The sequence below is a fragment of the Sporosarcina sp. Y352 genome, from assembly GCF_056786535.1.
In genome coordinates this window covers 432602-459262 of the sequence record NZ_JBXCJE010000001.1, presented here as the reverse complement: position 1 = coordinate 459262, position 26661 = coordinate 432602, and the positions used below count along the sequence as shown (strand labels likewise).

The 26661-nt window shown below is 38.8% G+C and carries 27 protein-coding genes; 17 read left to right on the top strand and 10 right to left on the bottom strand.

Features of this window, described 5'->3' with window-relative positions:
* Positions 1–67: 67 nt before the first annotated feature.
* Positions 68–1228, bottom strand: a complete 1161-nt coding sequence (locus tag AC1TO6_RS02395; RefSeq protein WP_482099999.1) for an AbrB family transcriptional regulator — start codon at positions 1226–1228, stop codon at positions 68–70.
* 131 nt (positions 1229–1359) lie between these two features.
* On the opposite strand from AC1TO6_RS02395, the gene AC1TO6_RS02390 reads away from it, so the two are divergent.
* A complete protein-coding gene (locus tag AC1TO6_RS02390; RefSeq protein WP_482099998.1) occupies positions 1360–2232 on the top strand; it encodes a LysR family transcriptional regulator in 873 nt (290 codons plus the stop codon).
* A 95-nt stretch (positions 2233–2327) separates the two neighbouring features.
* On the opposite strand, the gene asd is transcribed toward AC1TO6_RS02390, so the two are convergent.
* Together asd and pssA are read right to left on the bottom strand one after the other, a co-directional pair.
* Entirely contained in the window at positions 2328–3104 is a 777-nt protein-coding gene (asd, locus tag AC1TO6_RS02385; RefSeq protein WP_482099997.1) for an archaetidylserine decarboxylase, read from the bottom strand.
* 23 nt (positions 3105–3127) lie between these two features.
* The gene (pssA, locus tag AC1TO6_RS02380) at positions 3128–3661 is read right to left on the bottom strand and encodes a CDP-diacylglycerol--serine O-phosphatidyltransferase (RefSeq protein WP_482099996.1); all 534 of its coding nucleotides are present in this window, start codon (positions 3659–3661) and stop codon (positions 3128–3130) included.
* Positions 3662–3901: 240 nt separating this feature from the next.
* Between pssA and AC1TO6_RS02375 the strand changes: the two genes are divergently transcribed.
* From AC1TO6_RS02375 to AC1TO6_RS02365, 3 genes are all read left to right on the top strand, one after another.
* Positions 3902–5518 (top strand): ATP-binding protein, encoded by a 1617-nt coding sequence (locus tag AC1TO6_RS02375; RefSeq protein ID WP_482099995.1) that lies wholly within the window; start codon positions 3902–3904, stop codon positions 5516–5518.
* A gap of 2 nt (positions 5519–5520) precedes the next feature.
* A complete protein-coding gene (locus AC1TO6_RS02370) occupies positions 5521–6225 on the top strand; it encodes a response regulator (protein WP_482099994.1) in 705 nt (234 codons plus the stop codon).
* A gap of 238 nt (positions 6226–6463) precedes the next feature.
* Complete coding sequence (locus AC1TO6_RS02365; protein WP_482099993.1) at positions 6464–7786, top strand: CitMHS family transporter; 1323 nt, start codon at positions 6464–6466, stop codon at positions 7784–7786.
* Positions 7787–7804: 18 nt separating this feature from the next.
* On the opposite strand, the gene yyaC is transcribed toward AC1TO6_RS02365, so the two are convergent.
* The 3 genes from yyaC to AC1TO6_RS02350 all read right to left on the bottom strand — a co-directional run bounded on the left by yyaC (position 7805) and on the right by AC1TO6_RS02350 (position 10175).
* Positions 7805–8416, bottom strand: coding sequence for a spore protease YyaC (yyaC, locus tag AC1TO6_RS02360; protein WP_482099992.1), 612 nt, complete (start codon positions 8414–8416; stop codon positions 7805–7807).
* Between the two features lie 332 nt (positions 8417–8748).
* Positions 8749–9189, bottom strand: a complete 441-nt coding sequence (locus AC1TO6_RS02355; protein ID WP_482100119.1) for a YusW family protein — start codon at positions 9187–9189, stop codon at positions 8749–8751.
* Between the two features lie 80 nt (positions 9190–9269).
* Entirely contained in the window at positions 9270–10175 is a 906-nt protein-coding gene (locus AC1TO6_RS02350) for an AEC family transporter (RefSeq protein ID WP_482099991.1), read from the bottom strand.
* Positions 10176–10399: 224 nt separating this feature from the next.
* Here AC1TO6_RS02350 and AC1TO6_RS02345 point away from each other — a divergent pair, with 224 nt between their 5' ends.
* The 5 genes from AC1TO6_RS02345 to AC1TO6_RS02325 all read left to right on the top strand — a co-directional run bounded on the left by AC1TO6_RS02345 (position 10400) and on the right by AC1TO6_RS02325 (position 13636).
* The gene (locus AC1TO6_RS02345; RefSeq protein ID WP_482099990.1) at positions 10400–11197 is read left to right on the top strand and encodes an ABC transporter ATP-binding protein; all 798 of its coding nucleotides are present in this window, start codon (positions 10400–10402) and stop codon (positions 11195–11197) included.
* A gap of 106 nt (positions 11198–11303) precedes the next feature.
* Positions 11304–11855 (top strand): DUF420 domain-containing protein, encoded by a 552-nt coding sequence (locus tag AC1TO6_RS02340; protein ID WP_482099989.1) that lies wholly within the window; start codon positions 11304–11306, stop codon positions 11853–11855.
* A 557-nt stretch (positions 11856–12412) separates the two neighbouring features.
* The gene (locus tag AC1TO6_RS02335; RefSeq protein WP_482099988.1) at positions 12413–12865 is read left to right on the top strand and encodes a hypothetical protein; all 453 of its coding nucleotides are present in this window, start codon (positions 12413–12415) and stop codon (positions 12863–12865) included.
* A gap of 186 nt (positions 12866–13051) precedes the next feature.
* Positions 13052–13264, top strand: coding sequence for a DUF6366 family protein (locus AC1TO6_RS02330; protein ID WP_482099987.1), 213 nt, complete (start codon positions 13052–13054; stop codon positions 13262–13264).
* 183 nt (positions 13265–13447) lie between these two features.
* Positions 13448–13636, top strand: coding sequence for a hypothetical protein (locus AC1TO6_RS02325; protein ID WP_482099986.1), 189 nt, complete (start codon positions 13448–13450; stop codon positions 13634–13636).
* 441 nt (positions 13637–14077) lie between these two features.
* Here AC1TO6_RS02325 and AC1TO6_RS02320 read toward each other — a convergent pair whose 3' ends face one another.
* The 3 genes from AC1TO6_RS02320 to AC1TO6_RS02310 all read right to left on the bottom strand — a co-directional run bounded on the left by AC1TO6_RS02320 (position 14078) and on the right by AC1TO6_RS02310 (position 18318).
* Positions 14078–14794 carry a 3-ketoacyl-ACP reductase gene (locus AC1TO6_RS02320; RefSeq protein WP_482099985.1) on the bottom strand — a complete coding sequence of 239 codons (717 nt, stop codon included), beginning with the start codon at positions 14792–14794 and terminating at the stop codon, positions 14078–14080.
* 606 nt (positions 14795–15400) lie between these two features.
* Entirely contained in the window at positions 15401–16252 is an 852-nt protein-coding gene (locus tag AC1TO6_RS02315) for a collagen-like protein (protein ID WP_482099984.1), read from the bottom strand.
* Between the two features lie 29 nt (positions 16253–16281).
* Positions 16282–18318 (bottom strand): PKD domain-containing protein, encoded by a 2037-nt coding sequence (locus AC1TO6_RS02310; RefSeq protein WP_482099983.1) that lies wholly within the window; start codon positions 18316–18318, stop codon positions 16282–16284.
* A 165-nt stretch (positions 18319–18483) separates the two neighbouring features.
* On the opposite strand from AC1TO6_RS02310, the gene AC1TO6_RS02305 reads away from it, so the two are divergent.
* From AC1TO6_RS02305 to AC1TO6_RS02270, 8 genes are all read left to right on the top strand, one after another.
* Entirely contained in the window at positions 18484–18903 is a 420-nt protein-coding gene (locus tag AC1TO6_RS02305; protein WP_482099982.1) for a hypothetical protein, read from the top strand.
* Positions 18903–19373 (top strand): hypothetical protein, encoded by a 471-nt coding sequence (locus AC1TO6_RS02300; protein WP_482099981.1) that lies wholly within the window; start codon positions 18903–18905, stop codon positions 19371–19373. The genes AC1TO6_RS02305 and AC1TO6_RS02300 overlap by 1 nt, the downstream gene beginning before the upstream one ends.
* 40 nt (positions 19374–19413) lie before the next feature.
* The gene (locus AC1TO6_RS02295; protein WP_482099980.1) at positions 19414–19992 is read left to right on the top strand and encodes an SCO family protein; all 579 of its coding nucleotides are present in this window, start codon (positions 19414–19416) and stop codon (positions 19990–19992) included.
* A gap of 114 nt (positions 19993–20106) precedes the next feature.
* Complete coding sequence (locus AC1TO6_RS02290; protein ID WP_482099979.1) at positions 20107–20832, top strand: hypothetical protein; 726 nt, start codon at positions 20107–20109, stop codon at positions 20830–20832.
* 48 nt (positions 20833–20880) lie between these two features.
* The gene (locus tag AC1TO6_RS02285) at positions 20881–21171 is read left to right on the top strand and encodes a hypothetical protein (RefSeq protein WP_482099978.1); all 291 of its coding nucleotides are present in this window, start codon (positions 20881–20883) and stop codon (positions 21169–21171) included.
* Between the two features lie 18 nt (positions 21172–21189).
* Positions 21190–21477, top strand: a complete 288-nt coding sequence (locus AC1TO6_RS02280) for a hypothetical protein (RefSeq protein WP_482099977.1) — start codon at positions 21190–21192, stop codon at positions 21475–21477.
* Between the two features lie 19 nt (positions 21478–21496).
* Positions 21497–25141 (top strand): multicopper oxidase domain-containing protein, encoded by a 3645-nt coding sequence (locus AC1TO6_RS02275; RefSeq protein WP_482099976.1) that lies wholly within the window; start codon positions 21497–21499, stop codon positions 25139–25141.
* Positions 25142–25204: 63 nt separating this feature from the next.
* Positions 25205–25879, top strand: coding sequence for a hypothetical protein (locus AC1TO6_RS02270; RefSeq protein WP_482099975.1), 675 nt, complete (start codon positions 25205–25207; stop codon positions 25877–25879).
* Positions 25880–25946: 67 nt separating this feature from the next.
* On the opposite strand, the gene AC1TO6_RS02265 is transcribed toward AC1TO6_RS02270, so the two are convergent.
* Positions 25947–26528 carry a hypothetical protein gene (locus AC1TO6_RS02265; RefSeq protein ID WP_482099974.1) on the bottom strand — a complete coding sequence of 194 codons (582 nt, stop codon included), beginning with the start codon at positions 26526–26528 and terminating at the stop codon, positions 25947–25949.
* Positions 26529–26661 lie beyond the last annotated feature (133 nt).

Below are 26661 nucleotides of genomic sequence, written 5' to 3'. Positions count from 1 at the left end.
AATGAACAAGTGAAACTGTTCTCTACCAAAATTATAACGTTAAAAACATAACTAACATAGCAATAACCTAGGCGGAAAATTGTGCAGGCGTGTTCTTTTTGCTATCTAAGCGATTTAAGAACTTGAAAAAGGGCGGAAGAATCATACAAACAGCCATTATTCTAAGCACTTGTACGGCAACGACAAAAGTAGCGTCAGCATTGAGGACAACTGCAGTGGTCGTCATTTCAGCGATACCCCCGGGAGCAAAAGCCAAAGCCGAAGTAATCAAAGGTAATCCTGTTAGTACTGAAACGATGTATGCACATAGGAACATGGAGAAGATAAGAAAGATTGTACTTAAAAATGAAATGGCTAATGTTTTCTTTAATCCGTAAAACATGCTTTTATGTATACGGGAGCCGATGCTAGCGCCAATGAGCACTTGGGAACATATGACTAATCCCGAAGGCCACCAGGCTACAATGGAATAATCAAAAACTAGCGAACTGAAAGACTTTACAATTGCAATACATATCATACTGCCGATTAGCCAAGGTGCAGGGAATTTTAAAAATTTCCCAACGTGATATCCGAGGAATGCAACAATAATTAGCAAAGCAGTCGAAATAATATGTCCCGATTGAAATTGTACTATTACTGAAGTAGTGCTAGGGACAGTCGCAGTGGCAACAGGATTGCTTACCCAAATAGATAAAATAAGTGGGATGGAAAGGACAACTAAAAATATGCGCATCGTTTGAATGATGCTGACAACACCTGTATTGGCACCGACTTCTTCCGCAATACTAGGGATAGAAGACAATCCACCTGGTGCAGTAGCAAAAAAACTAGTTAACATATCTAAATTGCTAAATTTCCATAATACGAGTCCGGATAACAAAGAAAATAAGATAGATAGTAAAAGCATAGTAATAACAGTTGCCCAGTTTTCCATAAAAACGAATAAAACAGAATCATTCATTTTCTGTCCAAGTTCAATTCCTAGGATACATTGTCCAATAGCCATCCAGTATTTCGGAATACCTTTTTGTGGGAGGGACATGTTCAATAAAGTAGGACTAAAAATAAAAATGAGGGTTGCAGTTAGAAGGGTTCCAATCATCCAACCGACTGGAAGGCCTGTAAGTGCAAGAAAAAATCCCCCGATTCCACTGATGACAACAAATGTGGAAGTTTTTATGAATTCATTTTTACTTAACAATAATATACCTTCTTTCAGTAACATTTTTAATATATTTTGTCTACCCACTGTATTTGCAAGTCTTATTAAGTATAGTACAATATAAGAAATAAAAATAATATCGATTATTGATAAATAGACATAAAGTATATTGATAGCTGAAGGGTGATATTTGTATGGACGAGCAGGATTGGGTAGTTTTACAAATGCTCTATCGCGAAAAAAATATAACAAAAGCAGCTCAAAAGTTATTTATTTCACAACCAGCACTGACACATCGCCTTCAACAATTAGAAAAGAAGTTCAATGTAAGAATCGTAAGTAGAGGAAGACGTGGAGTTCAATTTACTCCACAAGGAGAGTATTTAGCAAAATGTGCAGACGATATGCTTTTGAGTCTTCAGAAAATTAAAGAGAATGTCCTGAATATGGAAGATAAAGTAGAGGGGATATTACGATTAGGTGTTTCGAACTTTTTCACGGATTATAAGCTTCCATATCTATTAAAACTTTTTAAGGAACAGTATCCCAATATTGAATTTAAAGTAACGACGGACTTCAGCAGTCATATTGTACATTTAATTCATAATCAGGATGTCCATGTTGGTTTTGTAAAAGGAGAATACGGTTGGAAAGATCAAAAACGATTGCTATTTGAGGAAACATTATGTATTGCTTCCAAAGAAAAAATTGATATTAATAACCTACCATCCTTGCCAAGAATTGATTATCGTACTGATCCATTACTTAAAACTTCTGTCGACAATTGGTGGTATGAGAATTTCAGCCAGCCATCATTGGTGAGCATAGAGGTTGATAAAGTCGATACATGTAAAAAAATGGTTGTGAATGGATTAGGTTATGCGATATTACCAAGTATGATTTTAAATGACGTAGAGGACATCCATAAAATCGTTATCAAAACGAAAGATGGAAAGCCGATCATTCGAAAAACATGGATGTTATATCATGAAGATTCCTTGGAATTAAATATTGTTAAGGCCTTTGTTAAATTTGTTGAACAAATAAACTTGGAAGATGGGATATAAAAGTTAACGTTTATTTAGATGTTGATTAAAAAAACAATTAAAAAGCAATCCTTGAACAGTATGTACACTGATCAAGGATTGCTTTTTAATTACTGTTACAACCAATTACCAACTGGTTGTCCCACTCTTACCTCGCTATTCAACTCTATTGTCGGAGTGAAGTGTGGGTTGTTCTCCAGAAATAGAATAACAGTAGAACCAAAACTGAAATAGCCGAAGTCATTTCCCTTAATACAATCTTTCGATGAATTAAGGAGTTGTATACTATTCACATTTAAAGCACCGACTTTTACAATCGCCACTTTTCCAAAAGCCGTATCTATTTCAGATATGAGACGATGGTTTGTAGAAAATGGGCTCTGACCAAGACGTAATCCTAAACTGTTCACGGGATAAGAAACTCCGCCAAGTGCGTAACGTGAAACCAGTTTGCCCGTTACTGGATAGTGGAAATGATGATAATGACTCGGAGAAAGATAAAAAATAAAATACGAGCCATCTTTATAGGGAGCTGCTTTTTTTTCAGTGCCCATTATTTCGTTTATCCTGTACTGGTGGCCTTTTATGAGGAAAGTTTGGTCATTAGCTATTTTCCCTGCACCGCTAACTATGCCGTCTACCGGTGAAATGAGAGCATGAGGTGAAGAGTTTATTTGACGGATACCTGGTTTAAGGTTTCGTGTGAAAAGTGACTGTAAACTTTTATAGTGTGAAATAGGGTATTCCATTTCATCATTACTAATACGATAAAAATTGCTGAAAGGCCGAATCAACGGCCGACTTACTATTGAACTAGAAAAAGATTTTAACAGAGCCGAAGAAACAGGATTTCCCGTCAACTCAACAAAAGATTTAAAGAGTGCTTTTTTCATTTAGTATCCTCCGTTGTATTCATTTACACTTTCGCAATTCGAATGTTACTTATCATTAATAACGACATAATAAACATCAGTACAACGAAAAATAATGGAGCCATATAAGGAACAAGGAAAAAGCTTAATGTCATAACCACACCCGCCGCTGTGATCGGTACTCCATAAAATGCACCATCGAATTCACTTGAATTGTAGCGGGCAAGACGAACCGCTCCAGCTAAAACATAAAAAATGGTAGCAATGGTTCCTAACCAAGGCGAGGTATTAAGTGTTGTTTCATAAATTAATAAAGCAGGTGCAAGTCCGAATGAAACCAGATCACACAACGAGTCTAGTTCTTTTCCGAAAAGTGATTCTGCATTATAACGTCTTGCAACCATCCCATCAAAACGATCGAATAACGCAGCAAGGAATATAAATAGTAAACTCATATGGCCTAAGCCTTTTATAATAAGGATAATAGCTATAACGCCAAAACTTAAGTTCATCAAGGTAATTGCATTCGCCAACTGTGCTTTGACTTTGGAATGTTCGAAGTACCTAGGTAAATACATGCTATACCTCCCAATTATATTATGATTATATTATTGATTTAAAACCATTATTTGTAATCATTAATACTTAATTATACTTGAATACAGATAGAGTCGCAATTTTAATTCAATATTTAATAGCTACTGTTACAATTCGTTTTATAAATTATGATGTATTATAAAGATAAGGCTCACACAGCGGGAAATATAGAAGGATTATCCGAAATAGTAAAGTTAGACGTAAAGGTTGTGAATGAACAGATGGTCAGAGTGGTTAAGAAATCTAGAATGACTCTGTTAACTCAAATAACATCACTTATAACAATCGTTGTTTTGATCAGTACGCTTCTGGTAAGTATTCTTTTTTATACAATGATTGACGATATAGTTGAAAGTTATATGGGAAAACAAGCGATGACAGTAGCGAAGTTAACGGCCCAACATCCAGCAATAATTTTAGCATTTAACGATGGAAAACCATCACAGATAATCCAACCGATTGCTGAAACAATTCGTCGGTCAACAGGTGCAGACTACGTAACCATCGCTAATGATAAAGGACTGCGTTATTCGCATCCCAATCCAGAAAATATAGGAAAACCAACAGCTACGGGTAATGATCAAGTGCTTGAATTGCACCAGTCCATCATTTATCGGGGAAATGGGATATCTGGACCCGCCATTAAAGCGAAGACACCCATTTGGAATGACAAAGGGGAAGTTATCGGTGTTTCATCCGTCGGTTTTTTAGTGAATAATATCGAGCAGCAAGTACTCGATTATAGAAAACGCATCATTTTGTTGGCAATTATTCCTCTCCTTGTAGGTATAATTGGGGCGATTTTGATAGCGAGACGTTTGAAAAAACTAATTTTTGGTTTGGAACCGCAGGAAATTTCGCTCCTCTTTACAGAAAAAGAGGCGACACTTGAGTCAATTCGTGATGCAACAATTACTGTTAATAATGAAAAAGAAATCACCTCAATGAATAAGCGGGCACGTGAATTATTCGACGATCAACAACTAATAGTGGGCTCAGTTATTACAGATAATCATTTGGGGAATTATATCGATAATGTCCTCGAAACAAAGGAAAGTGATATAAATAAAAAGCTGTTGTTTGGTCAACAACTTTATATTTTAGATACATCTCCAATCATACTGGCAGATGAAGTTATGGGAATCGTTTTAACAATACGGACAGTAACAGAAATTGAACAATTGACGGAAGAGTTTTCTAAAATAAAAACATTTTCTGAAAGTATGCGTGCTCAAAACCATGAGTTTCTAAATAAATTAAACACAATCTATGGATTGCTTATGTTAAAAGAGTATGATCGTGCTATTAAGATTGTGTCTTCAGAAGTTAGTGAACGTCAAGATATCATTTCTTTTCTGATGTCGTCAGTAAAAGACCCATTGATTGCAGCTTGTTTACTTGGTAAAGTAAACCGTTCTAAGGAATTACAAGTACGTTTGGATATTGACTCTGAAAGCCGCTTGGATAGTGTTTCAGATAATGCAAAGTCGAATCATTTTGTTCCAATCATTGGTAATGTCATCGACAATGCGATGGAAGCTGCAAGAGCAAAGAATGGCAATAAAGGAATCGTCAATGTTTCATTTACAGATTTGGGTAATGAAATCATTTTTGATATTGAAGATAACGGAGCGGGAATACCAATAATGATGGAAGATGTTATTTTCCTAGATGGCTACACGACAAAAAGTGGGGAGAATCATGGAATCGGTTTATCGATTGTGAAAAATGCAATTGGATTACTGAATGGTCAAATCTATGTCGATAAAAGTGAGTTAGGTGGAGCAAGATTTACAATTGTTATTCCACAAGAGAGCTGGACTGAAAAGGATGTGTGAAAATGTCTAATGGAACGATTAACGTTGTTATCGTTGAAGATGATGAAGACGCAGCAAAAATCTATAAGCAGTTTACCAATCAAATCGATCATTTCAATGTTATTGCAACAGCAAGTTCGGGGAGACAAGCCTTGCAACTATTGGAAGTCATACAACCTCAACTGCTATTACTGGACGTCTATTTACCAGATATGAATGGAATTGAATTGCTCCGAGAAATTCGGAAAGAGTATCGTGGCATTGATGTTATTATGATTACTGCTGCTAACGATACAGAAACGGTCAGTGAAGCAATACGCGGAGGTGCTTTCGGTTACTTGATAAAGCCGATAATAATCGACAAGTTAATTGCTACGCTTACGCAATATGACGTTGTCAGAGGACAACTTTATCAAAATCAATTAGTTAATCAGGACAATATAGATGACCTATTTCGTTCGAATAATAAGATGCTAGCGGCGGCTGGACCTAAAAAAGAGACATATCCTAAAGGAATTGACAAACATACGCTGAAACTGGTCAGGGGTAAGATAGAGGATATGGAAGGAAGTTTAAGTGCAGATGAACTCGGCCAAATGGCTGGAATTAGTTATTCAACGATGCGCAGGTATTTGGAATATCTCGTTTCTCTTGAGGAAATAGAAGTTGAAGTATTATATGGAAATGTTGGAAGACCAGAGAGAAAATATAAAAAGACAACAAACTAAAAAAACGATTGCTCAGTCATTATTTATAATTGAGCAATCGGTTTTTTCATTTGTTAGAGCGTCCGTGGAAAATATGAAAACAATACAAACTATAAAAAGAATACGCTTTACTTTCTTTATCTATTTCTTTGGCCAAATTATTGATACTATTCTTTTAAGAAAGCGCTATCATTAGTTTTTGTTTCTACCGAACAAAATGAAGCTGCAATTTAATAAAGGGAAAATAGGGGGATGAAATATGTTATCAGTTTTAGGTTTTTCAATGATTGCCGTATTTATGTATTTAATCATGTCGAAGCGCCTTTCTGCATTGGTTGCGATTATGGTCGTGCCTATCGTATTCGGAATTCTTGGGGGATTCCTAACTGAGCTTGGACCGATGATGCAGGCGGGTGTAGAAAATGTTGCAATGACAGCAATAATGATCTTATTTGCGATTCTATACTTCGGAATAATGATCGATACGGGTCTGTTTGATCCTTTAATAGCGAAAATCTTGCAAATAGTAAAAGGCGATCCATTGAAGATTGTTATTGGGACAGCCGTTCTATCCATGATGGTAGCGCTAGACGGAGATGGGACAACGACTTATATCATCACGGTCTCCGCATTGCTGCCTTTATATAAACGCCTTGGTATGAATCGGTTGGTATTGGCTACAACGGCGATGCTCTCGATGGGTGTCATGAATATGACGCCGTGGGGCGGTGCCTCTGCTATGGCGATGGCTTCGTTAGGGCTCGATTCTTCGGAGCTATTCATCCCGATGATTCCGGTCATGGGATTCGGCTTGATTTGGGTACTGATTTCCGCTTTCATGTTAGGGAAAATGGAACGCAAGAGATTGGGTGTTGTTGAACTTGAACCCATTAAAAAAACTGATTCAAAACAAACTGTAGCGGATATGGAATTGGCGGCAACTGCAGAAGTAGCCGATTACCGCCGCCCTAAACTCGTTTGGTTCAACCTTTCATTGACGGTAGCCCTAATGGCTTGTTTGATCATTGACTTTATGTCATTGGGAGTTCTCTTTATGATTGCATTTGCAATTGCATTGCTCGTCAACTATCCAGAATTGAAACAGCAACAAGAACGTATCGCGGTCCATTCGAAAAATGCATTAGCAGTTGTCTCTATTGTTATTGCTGCAGGTATCTTTTCTGGTATTATGAGTGGTACGGAAATGATTGATGCGATGGCAAAGACAATGGTTATGATTATTCCCGATGCACTGGGCCCATATTTAGCGGTAATCGTAGCATTTCTAAGTGCGCCATTCACTTTCTTTATGTCGAATAATGCATTTTACTTCGGCGTGTTGCCTATTTTGGCACAAGCAGGCGAAGCTTATGGAGTGAGCGCTGTTGAGATAGGGAGGGCGTCTTTGATAGGTCAGCCGATTCACGTGCTGAGCCCACTAGTGGCAGCAGCTCATTTATTGATTGGCTTAGTTGAAACGGAGTTTGGTGATCTGCAACGTTTTGCTGTGAAGTGGGCATTCGGAACCGTAGTCGTTATGACTCTAGCTGCATTAGGATTAGGTGTTATAACAATTGGTTGAAATTAAAATGACGACGAATCAATAATGATTCGTCGTCATTTTTGCATGGGTTTTATTTTTTGTTGAATTCAATATGATCGTAGAAGTGATTTTTGCAAGAGTCAGGACCGTATCCAAGCGTGTAGAATTCAAAGAACTAACGGGGTTTATGGCATCCAAATAATTTACAACCGCTTTCAAATGATAGTTGCCCAGTTCAGGAAGAGCATTATTGATGGCACATCCGGGGATAAGAGGGCCCTCTTTTAATAGAATGGAACCAACCTGATGTCTATCACCCAAACAGGCATCTATGCTGAAAATGATTGGTTCAGAAAATCGGTTATTAATGTCTTTTATTACTTGATTTAAATTCAGTGCGTGAACAGGATCTGCAATTGTTCCAAAGACATGATAAGGGCAATGGTTTTCTTTCAACATCGTTCCGACAAAGGGTCCAAATGAATCACCTGTAGATCGATCTGAACCGATACATACAAAAATGATTTCTCTGTTATACGACTTGCATAGTGTCGTTAACAGAAAGGACATTTCATCCATATCTTCTTTCGTTGAGGATTCCGATGAATAACTGTAATACAACTGAGCCTCTTTTACATGCGCTGTTTTTCTGTTCTTAAAAGGAAACAATCGGTGAGCCCCCTTCATAAATCGCTTTTATATAATATTAACAGATTAATCAGACTATTGGAAGCGTCAACAATAGATTTAGAACAAAAAATTAAATGTATTTGTTAACTAGATGGATAGTTTCCGATTTAATACAGTATTTATACTGAGCGCAGGGAGGGATTGAAATGAACCCCTCCATCAGTCTTATCGCTCCAGTTACCACGTAGACGCGTCTTTGCTGGATAGTCTTTAAAAGTTAGCGTATTTCATTATCAGGGATTAGACCTGCAATCTGTAATGTGTATTTCTTGAAGTAATCACATTGTAATATCAGTCCTTACACCTCGAAACTACTTCGACATCATCAATTTTTTCATGTCATGACCTTTAAACTTCACATCCAATTTCAAAGTTGTATAATCAATCACTTCGAATGCCTCCGATGCTTTCTTGATCATATCTTCTGCATCCATATCCGGTTCTAACGAAAGCTCCTCGAAAATCGTATTGAGCTTATCCATCGCTTTGTTCCCGTGCAAGAAGGATTCCTCCAATTTATTTTCATAGATCGCTTCTGTTTTATCACTTTTTTCATCGTAATTGGCAACAATCGCATTCTTCGTATCTTTTGTATCAATTGTCAAATTAAAAATTGTAAAGCCATATGTGTCACCAATGGATTCCTTAGGTGTATCTGTTTTGTCCTCCATTTCAGTCACTATATTCCTATTGCTACAGCCTATAATTAAAACTAAAGTAGAAAACAGTGCGATTAACTGTATGATCCGCATCTTTTCCAAGTTGGTCATCCTCTCCCGGCATCGTACAATCAATCTAACCGTGGAAGTAGAAAGTTATACGATATGGGTGGTTATACACCTACGAAGAAAAGGACAATAGGAATGGTTATGATACTTAACAGAGTGGTGATAAATGTCGTAAACGACACTAAATCAGGTTCCGTCCCGAATTGCAATGCAAACATCGTCGTATTCGCTGCAGCTGGCATTGATGCTTGGACAATAATGACCGCTTTAAGCAGGTCGTTCACTGGCATGAAATACAAAATACCCACTGCAATCATAGGAGAAGCAAACATCCTGATGACAGTAACCGCAGTTACATAACGGTAAGCTACTCTCTTTCGGGAAATGACCGCAAGCTGCATACCAAGTACAAGCATGACAGTCGGAATCGAGGCATCTGCCACCAGACTGATGCCTTCCATTAATACGGATGGGATAGATACCGAAACTAATTGAAGTCCAATACCTAAAATAGCTGCGTAAATAAGTGGCATACGGATTACGCGCTGAAACGACTGCCGTAAAGTAGCTTTTTCCTCACCACCGATGGACGCAAAGAAAATCCCTACTGTATTCATTAGCAGCGATTGGAACACCATCATGACCACAGCATAGTCAAATCCGACAGCGCCGAATGCGAACAGGACAACCGGTGCTCCGTAGTTTCCGCTGTTCATGAATACACCGCCAAGAATCATTGCCGAGAGCTGTGGCCGTGTTGCTTTCATGAAGATAGAAGTAACCCACACAACAACAAGAAGAATGATTGTAAGAAGTAAACTGAATAGGATGATGTAAAAATAGTCTATGGTCAATTCATTTGTGTAGAATGTCCTAAATGCCAAAAAGGGGGACATTAAATATAGGGCAGCTGTTGATATCGACTTGATATCAAAGCCTATTAATCTCTGACCTAAAAAGCCAATGAAAAAAATGATAAATACGGGTAAAATGATCAAAATCAAGTTCAATTCGATTCAACTCCAAGAATATGTCATTCTACTAGCATAGCAGAATTCCGACTAATCAACTATATAACTTGACATTGTGTAAGTAGTACATTATTTAAAGTGAACAAATTACAACGTCCGATATACGTTACTAAAATTTCTCGGAAAGGAAACATGGTTCATTTCGAAGTGGTATGATGATAAAAAGTCAACCTATTTTGTTGTGAAAGTGAGGCTGCTTAAATATGAAGGAAATTGTTTCATTTAAAGATGTATCGTTCCAACGAGGCGACCGAGAAATATTAAAGGATGTCAATTGGTCCATTCAACAAAATGAGCATTGGGGAATACTTGGCTTGAATGGTTCAGGGAAAACGTCACTTCTCAATATCATGTCCGGTTTTAATTTCCCGTCAAGCGGTAAAGTTTCTGTTCTTGGTAATCTGTTTGGAAAAACCAACTTACCGGAACTGCGTAAAGAAATTGGTTTTGTCAGTAGTTCCTTGGATCGCTTTGCGGAATATTACAATAATGAAAAGATAGAAAGAGTTGTAGTGAGCGGAAAGTTTGCGAGTTTCGGTATTTATGAACAAGTGGAAAAAGAGGATTGGGAGAAAGCAAATTCTTTACTTGAAAGTTTAAATCTAACGTATTTAAAAGGAAAGCCCTATCTGCAACTGTCCGAAGGGGAGCAAAGAAGAGTACTCATCGCCCGTGCCTTAATGAGTAACCCCAAAATGCTTGTATTGGATGTACCATGTTCAGGATTGGATATTTTATCTCGGGAACAGTTCCTACAATCACTTGATAGCGTAATGGGGAACGGGTGTCATATTGTATACGTAACCCATCATATTGAAGAGCTTGTCCCAGGGATATCGCATGTGCTTCTGCTTAAAGATGGGAAAGTCGTAGCAGGTGGACCAAAAGAAGAAGTAGTTAGCGATAATCTGCTGAGTGAAACATACCGGATTCCTGTCAGTATTCAGTGGAGAGAAGATAGACCTTGGTTAGTAGTGAACAGAAGTGAAGCAGTAAAGTAATCGGACACCCGTTCACAAAAAAGTGCCTTTTTATACGGCACCGCTTGGTATCTTACTATACAATTAAAGGATAGTGTTTTATCTAAACAATAATGGAGTGATTGTCATGAATAATAATGGGAGCTCTGCAAAACCGTTTAAAAAACGCAATTATAAACCAATGATTATTATACTTTCCGTTATACTGATCGGTGCAATCGCTGTTCTTTCGGGAATGCGGGGAGTTAAAGATTTCGATTCATTCGATATAACAATCCTGCCTATGATGAATGCAATCTTTAACAGTTTTACTTTTGTATTCCTTGTCTGTGCTCTTATCGCCATATTAAAGCGGAATATAACAGTTCATCGCCGTTTTATTTATGCTGCTTTTTCCACAACATTTCTGTTTCTGATCACGTACGTCTCTTACCATTATCTATCGCCATCCACTTCTTATGGTGGAGAAGGATTTATGGCTGGATTCTACTATTTCATCCTAATTACACATATCATTCTTGCGGCAGCCATCGTTCCACTTGCGCTGACGAGCGTGGCACGTGCATGGAATATGGAGAACGAGCGTCATAAGAAAATTGCCAGATGGACAATGCCGATTTGGCTATACGTCAGCTTTACAGGCGTGTTGGTGTATATCCTGATATCGCCGTATTATTAAGTGAGTGAATCGCTTCAAACAAAGATGGATTCCCAGTTTAATTAACTTCATAGTAGGACATGAATCAACACTGCCAATCGACAGTGTTGATTTTTTTATATTATTTTTAGGGAATTAATAAATATGGAAAGGAATCAGCCTTTTCAATTTGCATACAATCCTAAATAGGTCGATGCAAAGATTTCCTTCGATTACGCTTCAGCAAAAGGATGATAGGGTTTCTGTTCAAAAAGTAAACAAAGAGTAAAAAGGTATTCGTATTCACTGAGTCGAATATTGGGAGTATAGAACAAGTATCTGTTCATTTTCAATAAATGAGTTGTTTGTTAAAAAAGAATCTACTACCAGTCAGGTTTTAGAATGATTGTTAATGGTTTCTGAGTCATATAAATCCAGGGGGATAGAAAATTGATTTCATTTTCTCTTTTTTATTTAGTAGGAATCCCAGAGTCTGAAGTTTAACATGAATTGGATCACGCAATGGGCGTCATTATTTCTTCCAAAGAGAAGTCGGGTGTTGAGAAGGGAATAAGTTTATAAAGCCAAGGAGGAACTATATGGCTAAGATTTTACGCCTCGCTTTACTATTGATTGTTATAGGTCTTGTAGTTTATGGCATTATCCGAATATCCGATTCCTCCAAACCACCTTCACCGACGATAACTGTTGGTGACATGAAAATAACCACAGCGCAAGGAACTTATTGCTGGGAGGGGTTCTTGAACTCAATCTGTGTAGATATGATTTCTCCACCTGGAATCGTAGCACATCATGAATTGAAAGCAGTTGTCGTTTCGCCTGAAGCCAATTTGAAAATAGATTTTAAGAATAAACCTAAAAAGAATACATTAGGTGCGAATATATGGATAAACGATGCTAAAGCAGACAACGTAAACTTAAAAGGAAATATACTGACAGTGCCTAGCAAGAAAGGTGTTTATGTATATGACGTTCATGCGAGGTGGGAAGAAGGTGATTCAAGTTATGTGTTCATTATTGAAGTTCAATAGACCTACTATTAACTTACCGGGCGCTCAACTTAAACAATAAACGTTATTTCTCTTTGATTTTTAAAAAAGTAAATTCGATACTGAAACAGGGGAATATGCTTGGGCATTTAATCAGGATTTAAGTTTTACTTCTTCTATTAACAGCAAAAAATCTGATAGTACAGTATTGTTTAGGGGGTGTTTGGTTTGAATAATCTACAAGAAACTCCGGCAGATAAAAGAGAGAGATTAAGACAAGAAGAACTCAAAAAAAATCCAACAGGTGCATTGAGAGAAGGATTAAATCGAGCTGAAAATGGCAATTTAGTTGATTTAGCAGGTGGACTGGGTTGGAAAGGTATGGGGCTATTAATAATTTCATTACTAGTTGGATATGTAATTTACAAGTTGTTTTTTTGAATGTGATTAATAGTTTTACCATCATATGAAAAGCTTAAAAAAATCACGGTCCTCCAGATAATGGGAGATTTCCTGCAATCAGTAGAAGAGTATTTAAACTAACAAGGCTGGTTATTTCTTTAGTAAATTAAACGTAACATTTAGCCGGAAACTACGTATCTGTTGAAATGGGGAGGGAATGTTATGCATTGGGTGATGTGGGTTTTCTGGGGTTCCATGGTAACTTTGATAGTAGGCGGCTATCTTGTGGATTTTCTGACTGGGCGGAAATACAGTTTTAATGAGCGTGGAAAGTCATTAAATCAGAACTCAGCGGAATCAGATTCACTACGAGAGGCGGCGCGGCGAGATGAGCAAAATGGACTGTTTTAAATAAAGCAAAATCGTCCAAGGATTCCGAAGTAGCTTGTATAAGTGTGTTATTTAAATAAACAGGCAGAACGTCTAGAGGGAGGTAAATATGGCGATTTTATTCCCTGTTTTATTTGGGCTATCACTATTGATTTCAGTCATTACCTTGTTTTATGCATTAATAGTTCGGAGTTGGAAAAGTTTTTTAGGATTAGGTATTGTTTCATTGCCATATTCTTTCTATTTTTATGGGGGAGAACCCCCTATACAGTTTTTAGGACTTTTCTCAATATTTTGTTTTGCTGTCGCTTTATTGATACTTTTGAGGAGAAAACGGAGTTATGGATCAGGGTGAGGTTTAAGCTTAGCGAAAATAATATTATCATTAGCTATAAGAAACACAAAAACAAAAGGACCTTTATGAAAAGGTCCTTTTGTTTTGTAGAAATGTATCAAGTTTTATTAAGGATTCGTTGACCATAAACCTGCCGATTTAACAAGAATTCGTGGATGCAGTTTCAACTGGGCAACCATTACTTCAGCAAGATCTTCCGGCTGCATCACTTTGTCAGGATTGCCGTCCGTAAGATTTTCTTCGAACGCCAAATCTGTAGCTACTGTACTCGGTGTCAATGCGCTAACACGAATGTTATGCTTTCTTACTTCAAGCATAAGGGATTCCGTAAGTCCGAGAACTCCGGATTTTGAGGCACTGTATGCGCTTGTAACAGGTGCGCCTTTTTGTCCGGCGGTAGAGGAGATATTAATAATATCGCCTGATTCTCTTTCAATCATCTCTGGCAGAACTGCTCTTGTGACATAATAGACACCCATTAAGTTGACATCGATAATATTTTTGAATTCTTCCGGTGATAGTTCGAGGAACTTACCGAATTTACCGATGCCCGCATTGTTAATGAGGATATCAATTGGACCAAGTTCAGATTTAACATGTTCGACAGCGGCAATGACGGATTCGTTATTTGATACATCAGCGGTTGCCATCGTCACCTCAACTTCGTATTGTCGAAGTTCTTCTGCAACCTTTTCAAGATTAGCAGCTGTTTTTCCGATAAGACCAACGTTTATACCTTCTTTCGCAAAAGCGATTGCTGTCGCACGACCGATACCTCTACCTGCTCCAGTAATTATTGCGTTTTTACCTTTTATCGTTTGCATTCTGCTCACTCCATTCTAGTACATACTTCTTAAAGTATATCAAAAACAGAGTGGATTAGCGTCTGAAGCGATTTATGTTACCTTTACACGTTTGTTGATGAACCAATAATAACTAGTAAATAACTTGATCACACACTGGGGACTACGTGTATAGTTGCTCTTGGTTTTGTTCATCCGTCGCTCTCCAAAGATACAGCTACAAGAAGCGGTCAGAGATACAATTTTGACCGCTCAAACCTTCTACATACAACGTGCAAGAGTGCCCTAAATTGCATCATAGGGCACTTACATTCTTATAAAAGCTCATCTATTCTTTTTTTTAAAGAAACTACATTTTTCACTTAAATATTATAGGAATGCGACAGGCAATTATTCACAACAGGATGACCGAAAAGAGTGTGGCTAGATGTGACGGAGTCACTTCTAGCCACACCTGCCCCTCGGCAAAAGGGTAGTGATTAATTCGCCGAAAGCGGAACGAAAATAATCCAGTAAAAATGGCGGTTCTCAAGCCCTTCTCGTCAGTCTTTTTGCAAGTAAGTGGTAAATCAACAGATGTGCTAACTTTACTTAATCCATATTTGAAAATTACTAACTAAAAAAGATTTATCCCACACGAACGAGTTGTAATGTCGCCAGTTTGTAACTGAAGTTTTCTTGTAATTCAGCAACAAGTTTTACAAGATCACCTTCTTGTAACGAAAACAAGAGACTGGAAGTGAGTGTATTAGCAGTAGTGGATTCAGTCATTGATGATGATGCCTTAATTTTTTCATTGATTTCTATATAGAACTTTGAAGGAACGCATGTAATCGCTTTTGATACCAATACTACTTTATAGCTGATTTGATAAATTCCGTCTTTACCTATCACTAAGCCTTCGGGTGAAAATCCAACATCTTGCAGAGGCGTAGCGATACGAAATTTGATATTACCACTTCCAGAACTCTCCAATTCGGTATAGGCGAAGCCGTAAGCAACATTAATCGGTCCTGCAGGTCCTGCAGGTCCTGCAGGTCCTGTATCTCCTTTGTCTCCTTTGTCTCCTTTAGGTCCTTGAATCCCCTGGGGGCCTTGTTTTCCTGTTTCTCCTCGTTTCCCATCTAATCCAGACGATCCATCATAGCCCCGGGGACCTCGATCACCTTTGACACCTTGTTTTCCTGTTTCTCCTCGTTCCCCAACTAATCCAGACGATCCATCATAGCCCTGGGGACCTCGATCGCCTTTGTCGCCTTTGTCACCTTGTTCTCCTTTTTCCCCACGTTCCCCAACTATTCCAGGTGGTCCTTCATAGCCCCTGGGACCTCGATCCCCTTTGACGCCTTGTTTTCCTGTTTCTCCTTTTTCTCCTTTTTCACCATCTAATCCAGTAAAGCCTTGATAACCCCTCGGGCCTCTAGGGCCACGTTGACACTTACAGGGCTGGCCCACTCCGCAGTTTTTACAGTTTTCCATTTATTAACCTCCCTTTACCTTCATCGCTGTTACCTTCTAATATCGAGTGGAACATTTATGAGTGTTGCACTTGAGCTGGATTGAATAGAAACTGCTCTCGTTTCGTCGGGTTGCACAATAGAATCTTCTATTCGATACGCCCATTCTCCCAGTGCATCAACCGCCACTTGAGAAAGGAGGAGACCGCTCAACGAATTGCCAATATAGATAGAAATAGTAGCTCCAATTCCAATGACATCTGAATTTCCACTAATTCGCCATTCCGCATCTCTTGATCGAAATTCAGCACGAGTTATTGAAAGAATTAAGGGGACAGTCGTCACTTGGATTTCGTCGAATGAAGTTCCTCCGGGTCCGTTAACTGTTAGTCGAAAAGAAAGTGGAGCTGTTTGATTGGGAAATTGAAATGTTGCTGTTGCCGTATTTGCATTTGTTAACTGAACTATAGGACCTGAGATTTGTTCCCACTGATAGTTTGTCACAGTACCAGTTGCACTCCCAGACAACGTAACAACTTCTCCCTGTTGGACACTTTGGTTTGGTCCTGCATTGGCAATCGGTATTGAGGCAAATTCGATAATGTCGACGACTACTGTATCTTTGGAAGGTCCTCCTTCTCCATCGACGGTTAATTCAAATAGTAGTGTTGTTTCGGAACTTGGCGCTGTAAAAGTTGGAGTTGCCGTATTCGCGGCTTCTAGAGTGATTTCGGTCCCCGATAGTTGAGTCCAACTAAAAGTAGTAATGATACCAGTAGAATTGAGGCCATTAAGTGTAACTGGTGAACCGAATAGGACTGTTTGGTCATCACCAGCATGGGCTGTTACTGGAATCGGACCATTCGGTAAACCTGTTACTGATACGGGTATCGTTCTTTCGCCTCCAGCTGAAGACGTAATGATTACATGAGGTGGTGTAAACGTTAGATTCGTATTAAGAGTTCCTTCTGAAGGAATGGTTAGTTCTCCCAATCCAAAATCCGAGACAGATATAATAGGCGTCCGAACAGAATCACTTGATGAAGCTGTAATCGAAAGGTTTTGCGAATCCGTATCAAAATTAGCGGACGCAGTAATAAAATCTACAGGTACTACTTCTTTTATACTGTTTGGATTATCAGTTAGATTAGTGACAGTAATCGAAGTGGGAGGCGTTTCACCAGAATATCCAACACGTGCAAAATAGTGTCCATTACTGCCTTGTAATTGCGTTGGATTAATGCCGTTACCAGTCACTTCAATAATTTGAGCGATATCATCTGATGTGGCAAAAACATCTATTAATCCGTCCGTACTTGCGGTTTGTGTAAAAGTGGCTCTCAAAACATCAACACCTGAGATTGTTGAAATTTTACCAACAACTGTAAAATTTTTAGTTTCAATAGAATTATCAGGAGAAAGCCCTGGTGTTGTTGAACGATCCGGTGACCCTATACCGATTCCAGAACCTTCAATCCTGAAGAAATTTTGAGGTTGCCCAAATTGATCCACAAACAAGCTGCCTACTATTTCGTGTGGAACATTTGGATCGCCAATATAACCTTCAGGCGCTGCAGGTGCTATATTTGGATCCCATTGTAAAAATGGAAATACACGGCTTTTCAGTGCAAGTTCAAAATCTCCTCCGTTAAATCCTCCAATATCTTCTGTGAAATTAATTTCGGCAGTTCCATCGTCAGATTCCGCGATGAATGTATCGACTCCGTACGGGTGAGTGACGGTATACTCCGCATTTGGTCGTAATCCGAAAATACGAATACGAACTCTACCAAATACAACTTGTTCCTCGACCCTCGGCACTTCATTCACAAATGCAGCTTCTAATGCTAAAACGAGCCTCGCTCTTTCACCTGTACCCGTAGTCATTTCAGCTTCGACTTGATGATAAAAAGCTTCCCCTGGATAATTGTCAGGAAAAGAAACGGGTTGTGCTGGATCAGGTAAATCAGCAGGTGTAATGCCAGAGAATGGGTCAGTAGGGTCAACGTTTAGTTGAAGGCGTAAACCATTCTCATCTTTATACCAAACAGGGAATCCATCAAACGCATTAATGGGTCCGACTTCCATAAAACTCCTCCTCTAAATATATAAATCGTTTAGAAATTATTTAATAAATTCCTTCACAACATAGTCTATGTAGAGGGGATGTGAATTGATAGGGTTACTATGGTTAATCCATTGGACAAGTTTCTTTTGCACCTCCTATAGCATTACTTATGTAGAGGTGGGGCCATGTCTGAAACTGCAATCTTAGTTTTTATGTATGTGGATATATGCATATTTCTTGTTTTTTATTTGTATTTACGTGGAATTAAGAAGCTTATTGGGTTTCAATTAGGGATGAATATTAGCATTGTTATGGGGGGCATGAATGCTTTACTGTCTGGTGTACTACTGATACTCCAATATCCCTTTCATTTCACCTTAGTTACCGTTATCTCCACACTGGCAGGATTACTAACTGGAGCCTTGTTTGGTCTGTTATTCGATTATCAAACGTTTGTGACGGGTTTAACGAATGGAATAATCATTGGGTTGATGTCACCGATGATCGGAACAGTTATAGAAATGCCATCGTTGTTTATCTGGTTCATTCACGGCTTTTTTGTTTTAAGTTTATTCACTATTTTTATTTCAATTAGAAGGTCGTGATGTCAGCCTTGCTACTCATCTACCTATTGTTTATCTGGAACATAGTTGAAGTAAGTTCTGTATATAGGATTTTTAAAAAGAAACATTTATTATTTGATGATCGTTTTACGCAGACGATGTGTATGGCCATCACCATGATAGCTTCATTTGTCTTGGCACTGTACCTTAAACTGTTGCTTCCAGCAGATCTAAAGGCTTTTTATCTCCTTCCTATAGTAGTTGGGTTATTTATCGGTTGGAAATTTGGTTCAACAATAAAAGACCCGGCCGCTCTAAACGGTATTTATAACGGCGCAATGGGGGGGATAATGGGAATGATGCTCGGTGCTGTTCTTCAAAATCCAGCTCTGTGCAACATCCCAATCGAGTCTGAAGCAACGATTGCGACAAACATGTATAGTCTTGCTATTTTCACTGCTTGTCTTCATGCGCTCGTAAGTCATTTCATCCGCTATTCGTTAAAGGTGTAATCTGACTTCCTTAAATGAAGAGACTGAGGGGAGAATTCTAGTGAAAGTATTTATAGGTGTACTCTTATTCGTAATCGGATTCACTGCATTCTATTTCTTATGGCCAAAATCAATCGATTTGCCGAAAATTGGCACAGTAGAGGAGTGGACACTGACTGAAGTGAGTGGAAAAGATGTATCCATTCAAACAAAACCGAAGCTAATTACTTTCTTCTTTACAAACTGTCCAGACATTTGTCCGACTACAATGTGGGACTTAAAAGATTTGCAGGAATTAATGAAGGAAAAAGGTATTTCAGAAAATGAGTACCTTATCCTAGCAGTCACGTTAGATCCTGAATACGATACGGAAGAGAGGATAATACAGTATAAGGAAAATTTTGAAATTGATAGTCCCAATTGGTTATTTTTAAGAGGTTCGGAAGTAGATACAAAAAAGTTTACTCAATACTTCAATTTTTTCTATGAAAAAGATGCGGGGGGATTTGTAACTCATTCAACGTCTATGTATGTAGTGGATGCAAATGATCAAGTAAGAGCTTATCACGATATGGCAATAGGTAATAAACGAGTGAATATCGAAGAAATTGCTGACCATTTGCAGAAGCTATTAAAATGAACTGCAGATGCATTCTCTTGAAGGAGGTGAAATATTCCGATTTTTAATTTATAACCATTCATTCATTCATTCGTTATTCATTCATTATGAAAAAGGAGTAGTTTGGAGGTAAACATGGTGCAAGAAGAGCTTGAAATTTTTGGGAAGGAAAAGAAGACAGAGGAAGAATTGAAGAGTCCTCCTTCCTTTTCGTCTCCAACAAGTGCAGTTTCCTTAGAAGAAACGAGAATTCTTACAGAATACAATAGCCAGAAAAATTTATTTAACGTAGCTAATCGGGATGAAAAACGCAGAAAGCCTCTTATGTTGAAACAGTTTTTTAAAATGAAACGAAATCAACAAGTGGTAGTTTCCTCTGTTATCGAAAAAGGTGTAAATGTGACGACAGAGGGGAAAGTCGCAACAATCGGAAGAGACTTTGTAATGCTAACTAATCTTCAAAAAAGAATTTGGATCCCTTATACTGCAATCGAATCCGCAAACATTCCCTTCGGTTTTCCTACCTATTCAAACACCCATCAACACTTTATATATGATAACCAATTACAGCAAAAGCTTGTGCTCCAATTCGGCGAGACAGTGGCTAAAAGGGAAGCGCTAATTAAACAGTTTTTTGAAGAATCTTTACGAACAAATCTTCACTCATGGGGGGGAATGTGGGTAGAAGTGAAAATAGCTGAAATAGCATTTATTGGAAAAATTACGAAGACTACGAAAAAAGAGCTATACCTTCAATTGTTTAAGAAAGAGAAAGTTATCAAATTAAGCGATATTCGATACGTGTCTACGATTGGGCTGTTTCCTGTATGGAAAAAAGTGTTGAAGTCTATTTTTAAATAAACAATCAAATAAAAAAGTAATAAATTTTGAAAATGGGAGGCTTTATGATTGGAACATAACGAAGATAAATTATTTTTGGATTTAAAAAAGTGGATGGGGGAAGAAGTGCTTGTTATTACAAAGGCAGTACAGCTTAACTTGTTGGGGCAAGTATTTCGGCCCGTTTTTGCTGGAACAATTTCCGACGTCCATCAAGGGCATATAACGCTGTCGCCTGTCATCATTAAAATGGTTAATGCTCCATTTTATAAATTCCCGTTTCCAATTAGTATTCCACTTGAGCAAATTGTATCTTATTCAACTGAAGTACCTAGTGACTTGGTGTTCCCATTAGCATAATAGAGGAGTGATGAGTAAATGACTAACCAGAATGAAGCCAGCACAGTTAATGACACTAGAGAGGAAGCTCTAGTCAATCATTTTAGTAAAAATATTGGGCGAAGAGTGTTTATACTGACGGAATCATTTCCATTTATGTTTATTGGGAAAATTAAAGAAATACTTGGAGATATCGTCGTATTGGATGTGCAAACGACATCAGTACCTGCTTTAGAGAAAAAAGAATGGTATGTGCATATCGACGCAATTGATGTGTTCTATATTGAAACGGGGATTGGAGCAAAAATTCCTAATTTAAAAGATTAGTTAGAAAAGAGGCGTCATTATGATAAGAAAGTACCATGTAGTAGCCATTCCGATTCGAATCGTCTTAAATACGTTTGGCGATCATAATCCAAATGGAATGATGTATGTGTTAAAAGAAAATGAACAGAAAGTAAAGGAATTAGTGAAAAAAAATCTGTTCACTCCCGTTGATATTGTTCAGCCTCTTGTGATTCGGGCGAATGAAGGAGAAACAGTTGAAATTTTGCTTGAAAATAAACTATCTTTTAACATAGGTATGCATTTTCAACAAGCAGAGTATGAAGTGGACCAAGCTGACGGAGCGAATGTTGGATTAAACAAAGACAGTACAGTAGCTCCTTTCGATTCGATTTTGTATCGAATACAAGTTGTAAAAGAAGGAACATATTACTTTTCTGATTTAGGTAATCCGTCTAGCAGTGAAAATGGCTCCAATTCAAACGGTCTGTTCGGAGCGTTGTTTGTCGAGAAACGTTTTTCCTGGTGGACGGATCCTGAGACTGGGAAGCTGATGAATAGTGGCGTGTATGCTGATGTTCATCATCCGATTTTACCTTCCTTCCGGGAATATGCTTGGATTTTTCATGATGAAATGGAAGTGGATGATTTAACCGGGAATCGTCCAATCAATCATTTAACGAACCAGGATGAGGAATCATTTCACGGCGCTAATTACCGATTTGAACCGATAAACAGGCGCCAACAGCTTATCGCAGAAGGGGTCGTTGGTCCAAATACTGAAGGAGAAGAAGTTCACCATGATTCATGGGTATTTGGCGATCCATCCACACCGATTTTGCGGGGATATGTAGGAGACCCTGCCAAAATTCGAGTTATGCACGGCGGTGCAAAAGAAACACATGTCTTTCATTATCATGTTCATCAATGGTTGAGCGATCCGCAAGACCTCGAATCTGAAATTTTTGATGCGCAAGCGACCAGTCCACAGTCTCATTACACGATTGAACCGCTGTATGGTTTAGGTAGTTTGCAAGGTTCTTTTGGTGATGCGATTATTCACTGCCATCTTTATCCACATTTTGCGGTTGGAATGTGGGGAATGAACCGGGTTTTTAATACGCTTCAAGATGGAAGCCAGTGTTATCCTAATGGTGTTCCCATTAAATCGCTACATCCATTGCCGGACCGAAAAGCGCCGCCGAAGCCGACAAAATTAAAACCGGGATTCCCGAATTTTATTCCTGGTAAAGTTGGACACAAGGCGCCGCGGCCACCACTCGGTATAAAAGGCGGGCGGGGATTGACTGAACTAGAGCGTCACGCGGCTATTGAAAATCCGCGACCTGGCGCGGTATTTGTTGATCCTTGTCCTGAAGAGGCACCGGTGAATGAATTTAACATCTCGTTAATCGAGTTGCCAATCACATACAACAAACAAGGTTGGCATGATCCAAAAGGACGGATGTTTGTTCTCGATAAAGATTTAGAAGATATTTGTTCCGGTAAAAAAGAACCGGAGCCTCTCGTAATCCATTCACCGGAACATACTTGCATTCGAATTAATTTCACAAACAAATTGCCACACATTCTCGATGGTGATGCATTCCAACTCGTCACAAGAACGTACGAAACTGGCTTCCATATCCACTTTGTCAAATTTGATGTTCTTGTGAATGACGGAGCGAATGTCGGATGGAATTATGATTCCTCCGTTTTACCGGGTGAAACAATACAGTACTCCTATTACGCAGATTCCGAATTAAAAGCATGGTTCTTCCATGATCATTTATATCCAAATGCTCATCAACAGCATGGTGTATTTGGATCGGGTGTTATTCATCCTCGCTTTACGAAATTTCTCGACTCAACATCAGGAGAGGAAGTCGTTCATGGCACACAAGTTACTGCGACTAATCCATTAATTCCTGATTACCGTGACTTTGTGTTATTTGTTCAGGATTTTGCCTTGTTGTTTGATAAAAATGGAAAACCGCTCCAACCGCCAAAGTTTCCAGGTTCTGAAGATGACCCTGGATTATTCGGTGTAAATTATAAAAACGAACCACTGCAATTTCGTTTAGGTCCGGATTGCGACCCTGCTTTTACGTTCAGTTCCTATGTGAATGGTGATCCGATTACCCCAATACTGAAGGCTTATGAAGGGGATTCGATTCGCTTTCGCCTCCTTCAAGGAGCTCAAGAAGAATCCCATAGCTTTAATGTCCATGGATTGAGGTGGATGAGGGAGCGCGGCAGTATGAATTCTAATATGGAAGAGCAGCAGCATATCGGTATTTCAGAATCGTTTACGATGGAAACGTTTATTCCACGAGCTGGAGATTATTTGTGGGCGTTCGAGACAGAAGAAGATTTATGGAACGGACTTTGGGGCCTAATTCGGGCATTTGACGAAAAGGTGCCGGATTTAATACCTTTACCGGACCGACCAGAGCCGTTAAAGCGAACAAAACCGCTTCCTGAATGTACAGGAACAAAGCCGCCGCAAGCGGAAGACCCCACGTTAGTTCCTGTCGAAAAGGGACCAATTCGCTATTTTGATATTGTCGCTTTCCAACTTCCGATTATTTACAATGATTTCGGTGATCACGATCCGAATGGAATCATCTTTGCACTCAAGGAAGATATGGATGCTATTTTAAAAGGCACAAAAAGGCCAGAGCCGTTAATCATACGGGCCAATGTCGGAGATACAGTAGAAGTGACGTTGACAAGTCAATTGAAGCTCGATTTATTTCCCTTCAAAGATGGCATATATCCTTATCCAGAGGTGAAAGAGCAAGCCTTTTATCCACCGTCTTTACGAATCTCGCTGCATCCTCAATTGATTCAGTATGATGTGAAAACCTCGGCAGGCGAAACTGTCGGGTTCAATGGCGACCAAACCGTCGGACCGGGTGAGAAACGAACGTATCGCTGGTGGGTGGATTCCGCGCAAGGAGCTTGCGGCATGTGGGATATGGCGGATATCCGAAACCACAAATCTCAAGGTGCCTTCGGGGCATTTATTGCAGAACCGAGGGGAACGGAATATTTGGATCCATATACACTAAAGCCAGTTCGAACTGGAGCGAATGTCATTTTACGCAATCCTTTTTTACCGGATATAAGGGAATTTGTCATCATCATGCATGATGGAGTAAGACTGCTTGATAAAAACGATCGGGTTATTCTCGACCCAATTGCTGGAATTCTCTTACCACCGATAGATGCTGAAGAAGAAGTAGTTGATACGTATGATCAAGGATCGAGGGGCTTTAATTATCGAAGCGAACGATTAATTAATCGTTATCAAAAACATCCGGTGTTGCACGATTTATTTAGTTCACATGTGTTCGGTGATCCAGCTACTCCGCTGTTTGAAAGTTATACAGGGGATCCAGTAACAATTCGGTTGGTCACGCCAGCAGAGAGACGAAGGTCGCATACGTTCCATCTTCATGGTCACCGCTGGCGTTTTGATACCAAGGATATTAATACTCGAACAGAATCATTTGTTGGATTTAACGTAGCGGGGGCTACACGGAACATAGAGTTGTTGGGCGGGGCCGGTGCTTACGGGAATTTCCCCGGAGATTATATGTACCGTTCTGGAAATATTCAATGGGACATTGAGCAAGGCATGTGGGGGATTATAAGAGTACACAGTGAGCTGAATGACCACTTACCCCCGTTAGAACAATAAAGAAGAGAAGAGAGTATTCTTCTCTTTTTTCTACATAAATGACTTAAGAAAGGAGGTGAGAAAATGGAACAAGAACAAAAAAATGATTTTTATATTCCAGAGCGATGTTGTCCAGAACGATTTCCTTCTCCGCGACTCCCTTCCCCCGTGGACTGTCTGCCGCCAGAAGTTTTAGAAAGAGTTATTGAAAAAATTAGAGATGCAAATGAACTGCTACTGGATCTTGCATTAGCAGATGAGCGGTCGCCAGAAGAAACATTTCAAAAAGTATTTGACGGATTAATCGGTTTACGAGTTGAAATTACAAATCAACTAAGTGAGACGATTGAAGGAATAGTAACCTTAGCTGGATTTACTTTTGTCGTCCTACAGGAAGAGGGAATTGTTTCAATTTTGCCTTATAGTCAAATTGAAAACATTAAGCCTTCTGGGCGATATGCAGAGCCTTATCCTGATTCAAAATTAACCGAGATAGATCCTTGTTTACGTCGGAATTTAACATTTAACTTTGGTGAGGTCGTTTCGTCATCACCAGAATTAATTCACTTATTCTTCAGAATTCATTTAGATATTTATTTGCTTATAGTAGAAGCTAAACGAATTCAAGTGAAAGTTGACGGTTCAACAGTGGAAGGGCTTCTGACAGACGTGAATAAAGAAACGATTGTTTTAAAAGTGGAGGATGAAATAAATATCATCCCGATAGATAAGATTTCACTCATTACAATTAATCGATAAAATAAAAAAGTCAGCCTAAATGAAGTGTCGCTTCATTTAGGCTGACATGCTATTTATATTGAGAAATTTAACAGCATGTGCATTGACGATGGCAAGAACCAGTCACTTTAATATTTGCTATCTTATCAACGGAAAAGATCCAAGACTTACCTTTTTCATGTATTCTGTCTTCATACTCCTCATCAAGTTCGTTTTCTTCTTCAGGGTTTTTCTCTGTTGACTCTTTGTCCAAGTCTTCCTCGAAAGCCTCATCTATTTCCTCTTCAACATGGTCGGGGCTTTCTAACGGAAAGGTTTCTTCTACAAGTACTTCAACAAAATTGGATCCTACAGAGACAATCGTCCCTTTGACTGTATTTCCGGCTTCTAACTCGAACTCAGCTTCGCACCATAGTAGCTGACGCAGGCGGAAGTTTAACCCGTCTTGTAAACCGCTTAGTCGAATTGAAAAATCAGTATCGCATAAATCTTTACGGCAACTGCAACGGCTACGATGACAGTGGCAGGTACATCTATCATGACAGCCTTGATGTGGACTACATTTATGCGAACAACATCGCGAACACGAGCGATGTTTGTAATCAAGATCGAAATCATGGTGATGACTTGTTTTTTGACAATGGCAGTCCGGAATATAATGCTTATCCATATAATAACCTCCTTTCTTCATTCTTATTAGCATATGAACTTTTAAACAAAATCAATGGACAGTAAACCTACACAACGAGCACTATTATGTAATTCTATTAAAAGTTGAAAGTCACTTATCAGTTTACAAATTC

What these genes read in the sequence shown, in the direction of transcription:
- asd (WP_482099997.1), bottom strand. Translation starts at nt 3,104, where the DNA reads ATGAAAAAAGCACTCTTTAAATCTTTTGTTGAGTTGACGGGAAATCCT.
- AC1TO6_RS02370 (WP_482099994.1), top strand. Translation starts at nt 5,521, where the DNA reads ATGTCTAATGGAACGATTAACGTTGTTATCGTTGAAGATGATGAAGAC.
- AC1TO6_RS02340 (WP_482099989.1), top strand. Translation starts at nt 11,304, where the DNA reads ATGAATAATAATGGGAGCTCTGCAAAACCGTTTAAAAAACGCAATTAT.
- AC1TO6_RS02335 (WP_482099988.1), top strand. Translation starts at nt 12,413, where the DNA reads ATGGCTAAGATTTTACGCCTCGCTTTACTATTGATTGTTATAGGTCTT.
- AC1TO6_RS02280 (WP_482099977.1), top strand. Translation starts at nt 21,190, where the DNA reads ATGACTAACCAGAATGAAGCCAGCACAGTTAATGACACTAGAGAGGAA.
- AC1TO6_RS02305 (WP_482099982.1), top strand. Translation starts at nt 18,484, where the DNA reads ATGTCTGAAACTGCAATCTTAGTTTTTATGTATGTGGATATATGCATA.
- AC1TO6_RS02300 (WP_482099981.1), top strand. Translation starts at nt 18,903, where the DNA reads ATGTCAGCCTTGCTACTCATCTACCTATTGTTTATCTGGAACATAGTT.
- AC1TO6_RS02315 (WP_482099984.1), bottom strand. Translation starts at nt 16,252, where the DNA reads ATGGAAAACTGTAAAAACTGCGGAGTGGGCCAGCCCTGTAAGTGTCAA.
- pssA (WP_482099996.1), bottom strand. Translation starts at nt 3,661, where the DNA reads ATGTATTTACCTAGGTACTTCGAACATTCCAAAGTCAAAGCACAGTTG.
- AC1TO6_RS02265 (WP_482099974.1), bottom strand. Translation starts at nt 26,528, where the DNA reads ATGGATAAGCATTATATTCCGGACTGCCATTGTCAAAAAACAAGTCAT.
- AC1TO6_RS02390 (WP_482099998.1), top strand. Translation starts at nt 1,360, where the DNA reads ATGGACGAGCAGGATTGGGTAGTTTTACAAATGCTCTATCGCGAAAAA.
- AC1TO6_RS02290 (WP_482099979.1), top strand. Translation starts at nt 20,107, where the DNA reads ATGGTGCAAGAAGAGCTTGAAATTTTTGGGAAGGAAAAGAAGACAGAG.
- AC1TO6_RS02345 (WP_482099990.1), top strand. Translation starts at nt 10,400, where the DNA reads ATGAAGGAAATTGTTTCATTTAAAGATGTATCGTTCCAACGAGGCGAC.
- AC1TO6_RS02365 (WP_482099993.1), top strand. Translation starts at nt 6,464, where the DNA reads ATGTTATCAGTTTTAGGTTTTTCAATGATTGCCGTATTTATGTATTTA.
- AC1TO6_RS02395 (WP_482099999.1), bottom strand. Translation starts at nt 1,228, where the DNA reads ATGTTACTGAAAGAAGGTATATTATTGTTAAGTAAAAATGAATTCATA.
- AC1TO6_RS02270 (WP_482099975.1), top strand. Translation starts at nt 25,205, where the DNA reads ATGGAACAAGAACAAAAAAATGATTTTTATATTCCAGAGCGATGTTGT.
- AC1TO6_RS02375 (WP_482099995.1), top strand. Translation starts at nt 3,902, where the DNA reads ATGGTCAGAGTGGTTAAGAAATCTAGAATGACTCTGTTAACTCAAATA.
- AC1TO6_RS02355 (WP_482100119.1), bottom strand. Translation starts at nt 9,189, where the DNA reads ATGCGGATCATACAGTTAATCGCACTGTTTTCTACTTTAGTTTTAATT.
- AC1TO6_RS02275 (WP_482099976.1), top strand. Translation starts at nt 21,497, where the DNA reads ATGATAAGAAAGTACCATGTAGTAGCCATTCCGATTCGAATCGTCTTA.
- AC1TO6_RS02320 (WP_482099985.1), bottom strand. Translation starts at nt 14,794, where the DNA reads ATGCAAACGATAAAAGGTAAAAACGCAATAATTACTGGAGCAGGTAGA.
- AC1TO6_RS02310 (WP_482099983.1), bottom strand. Translation starts at nt 18,318, where the DNA reads ATGGAAGTCGGACCCATTAATGCGTTTGATGGATTCCCTGTTTGGTAT.
- AC1TO6_RS02325 (WP_482099986.1), top strand. Translation starts at nt 13,448, where the DNA reads ATGCATTGGGTGATGTGGGTTTTCTGGGGTTCCATGGTAACTTTGATA.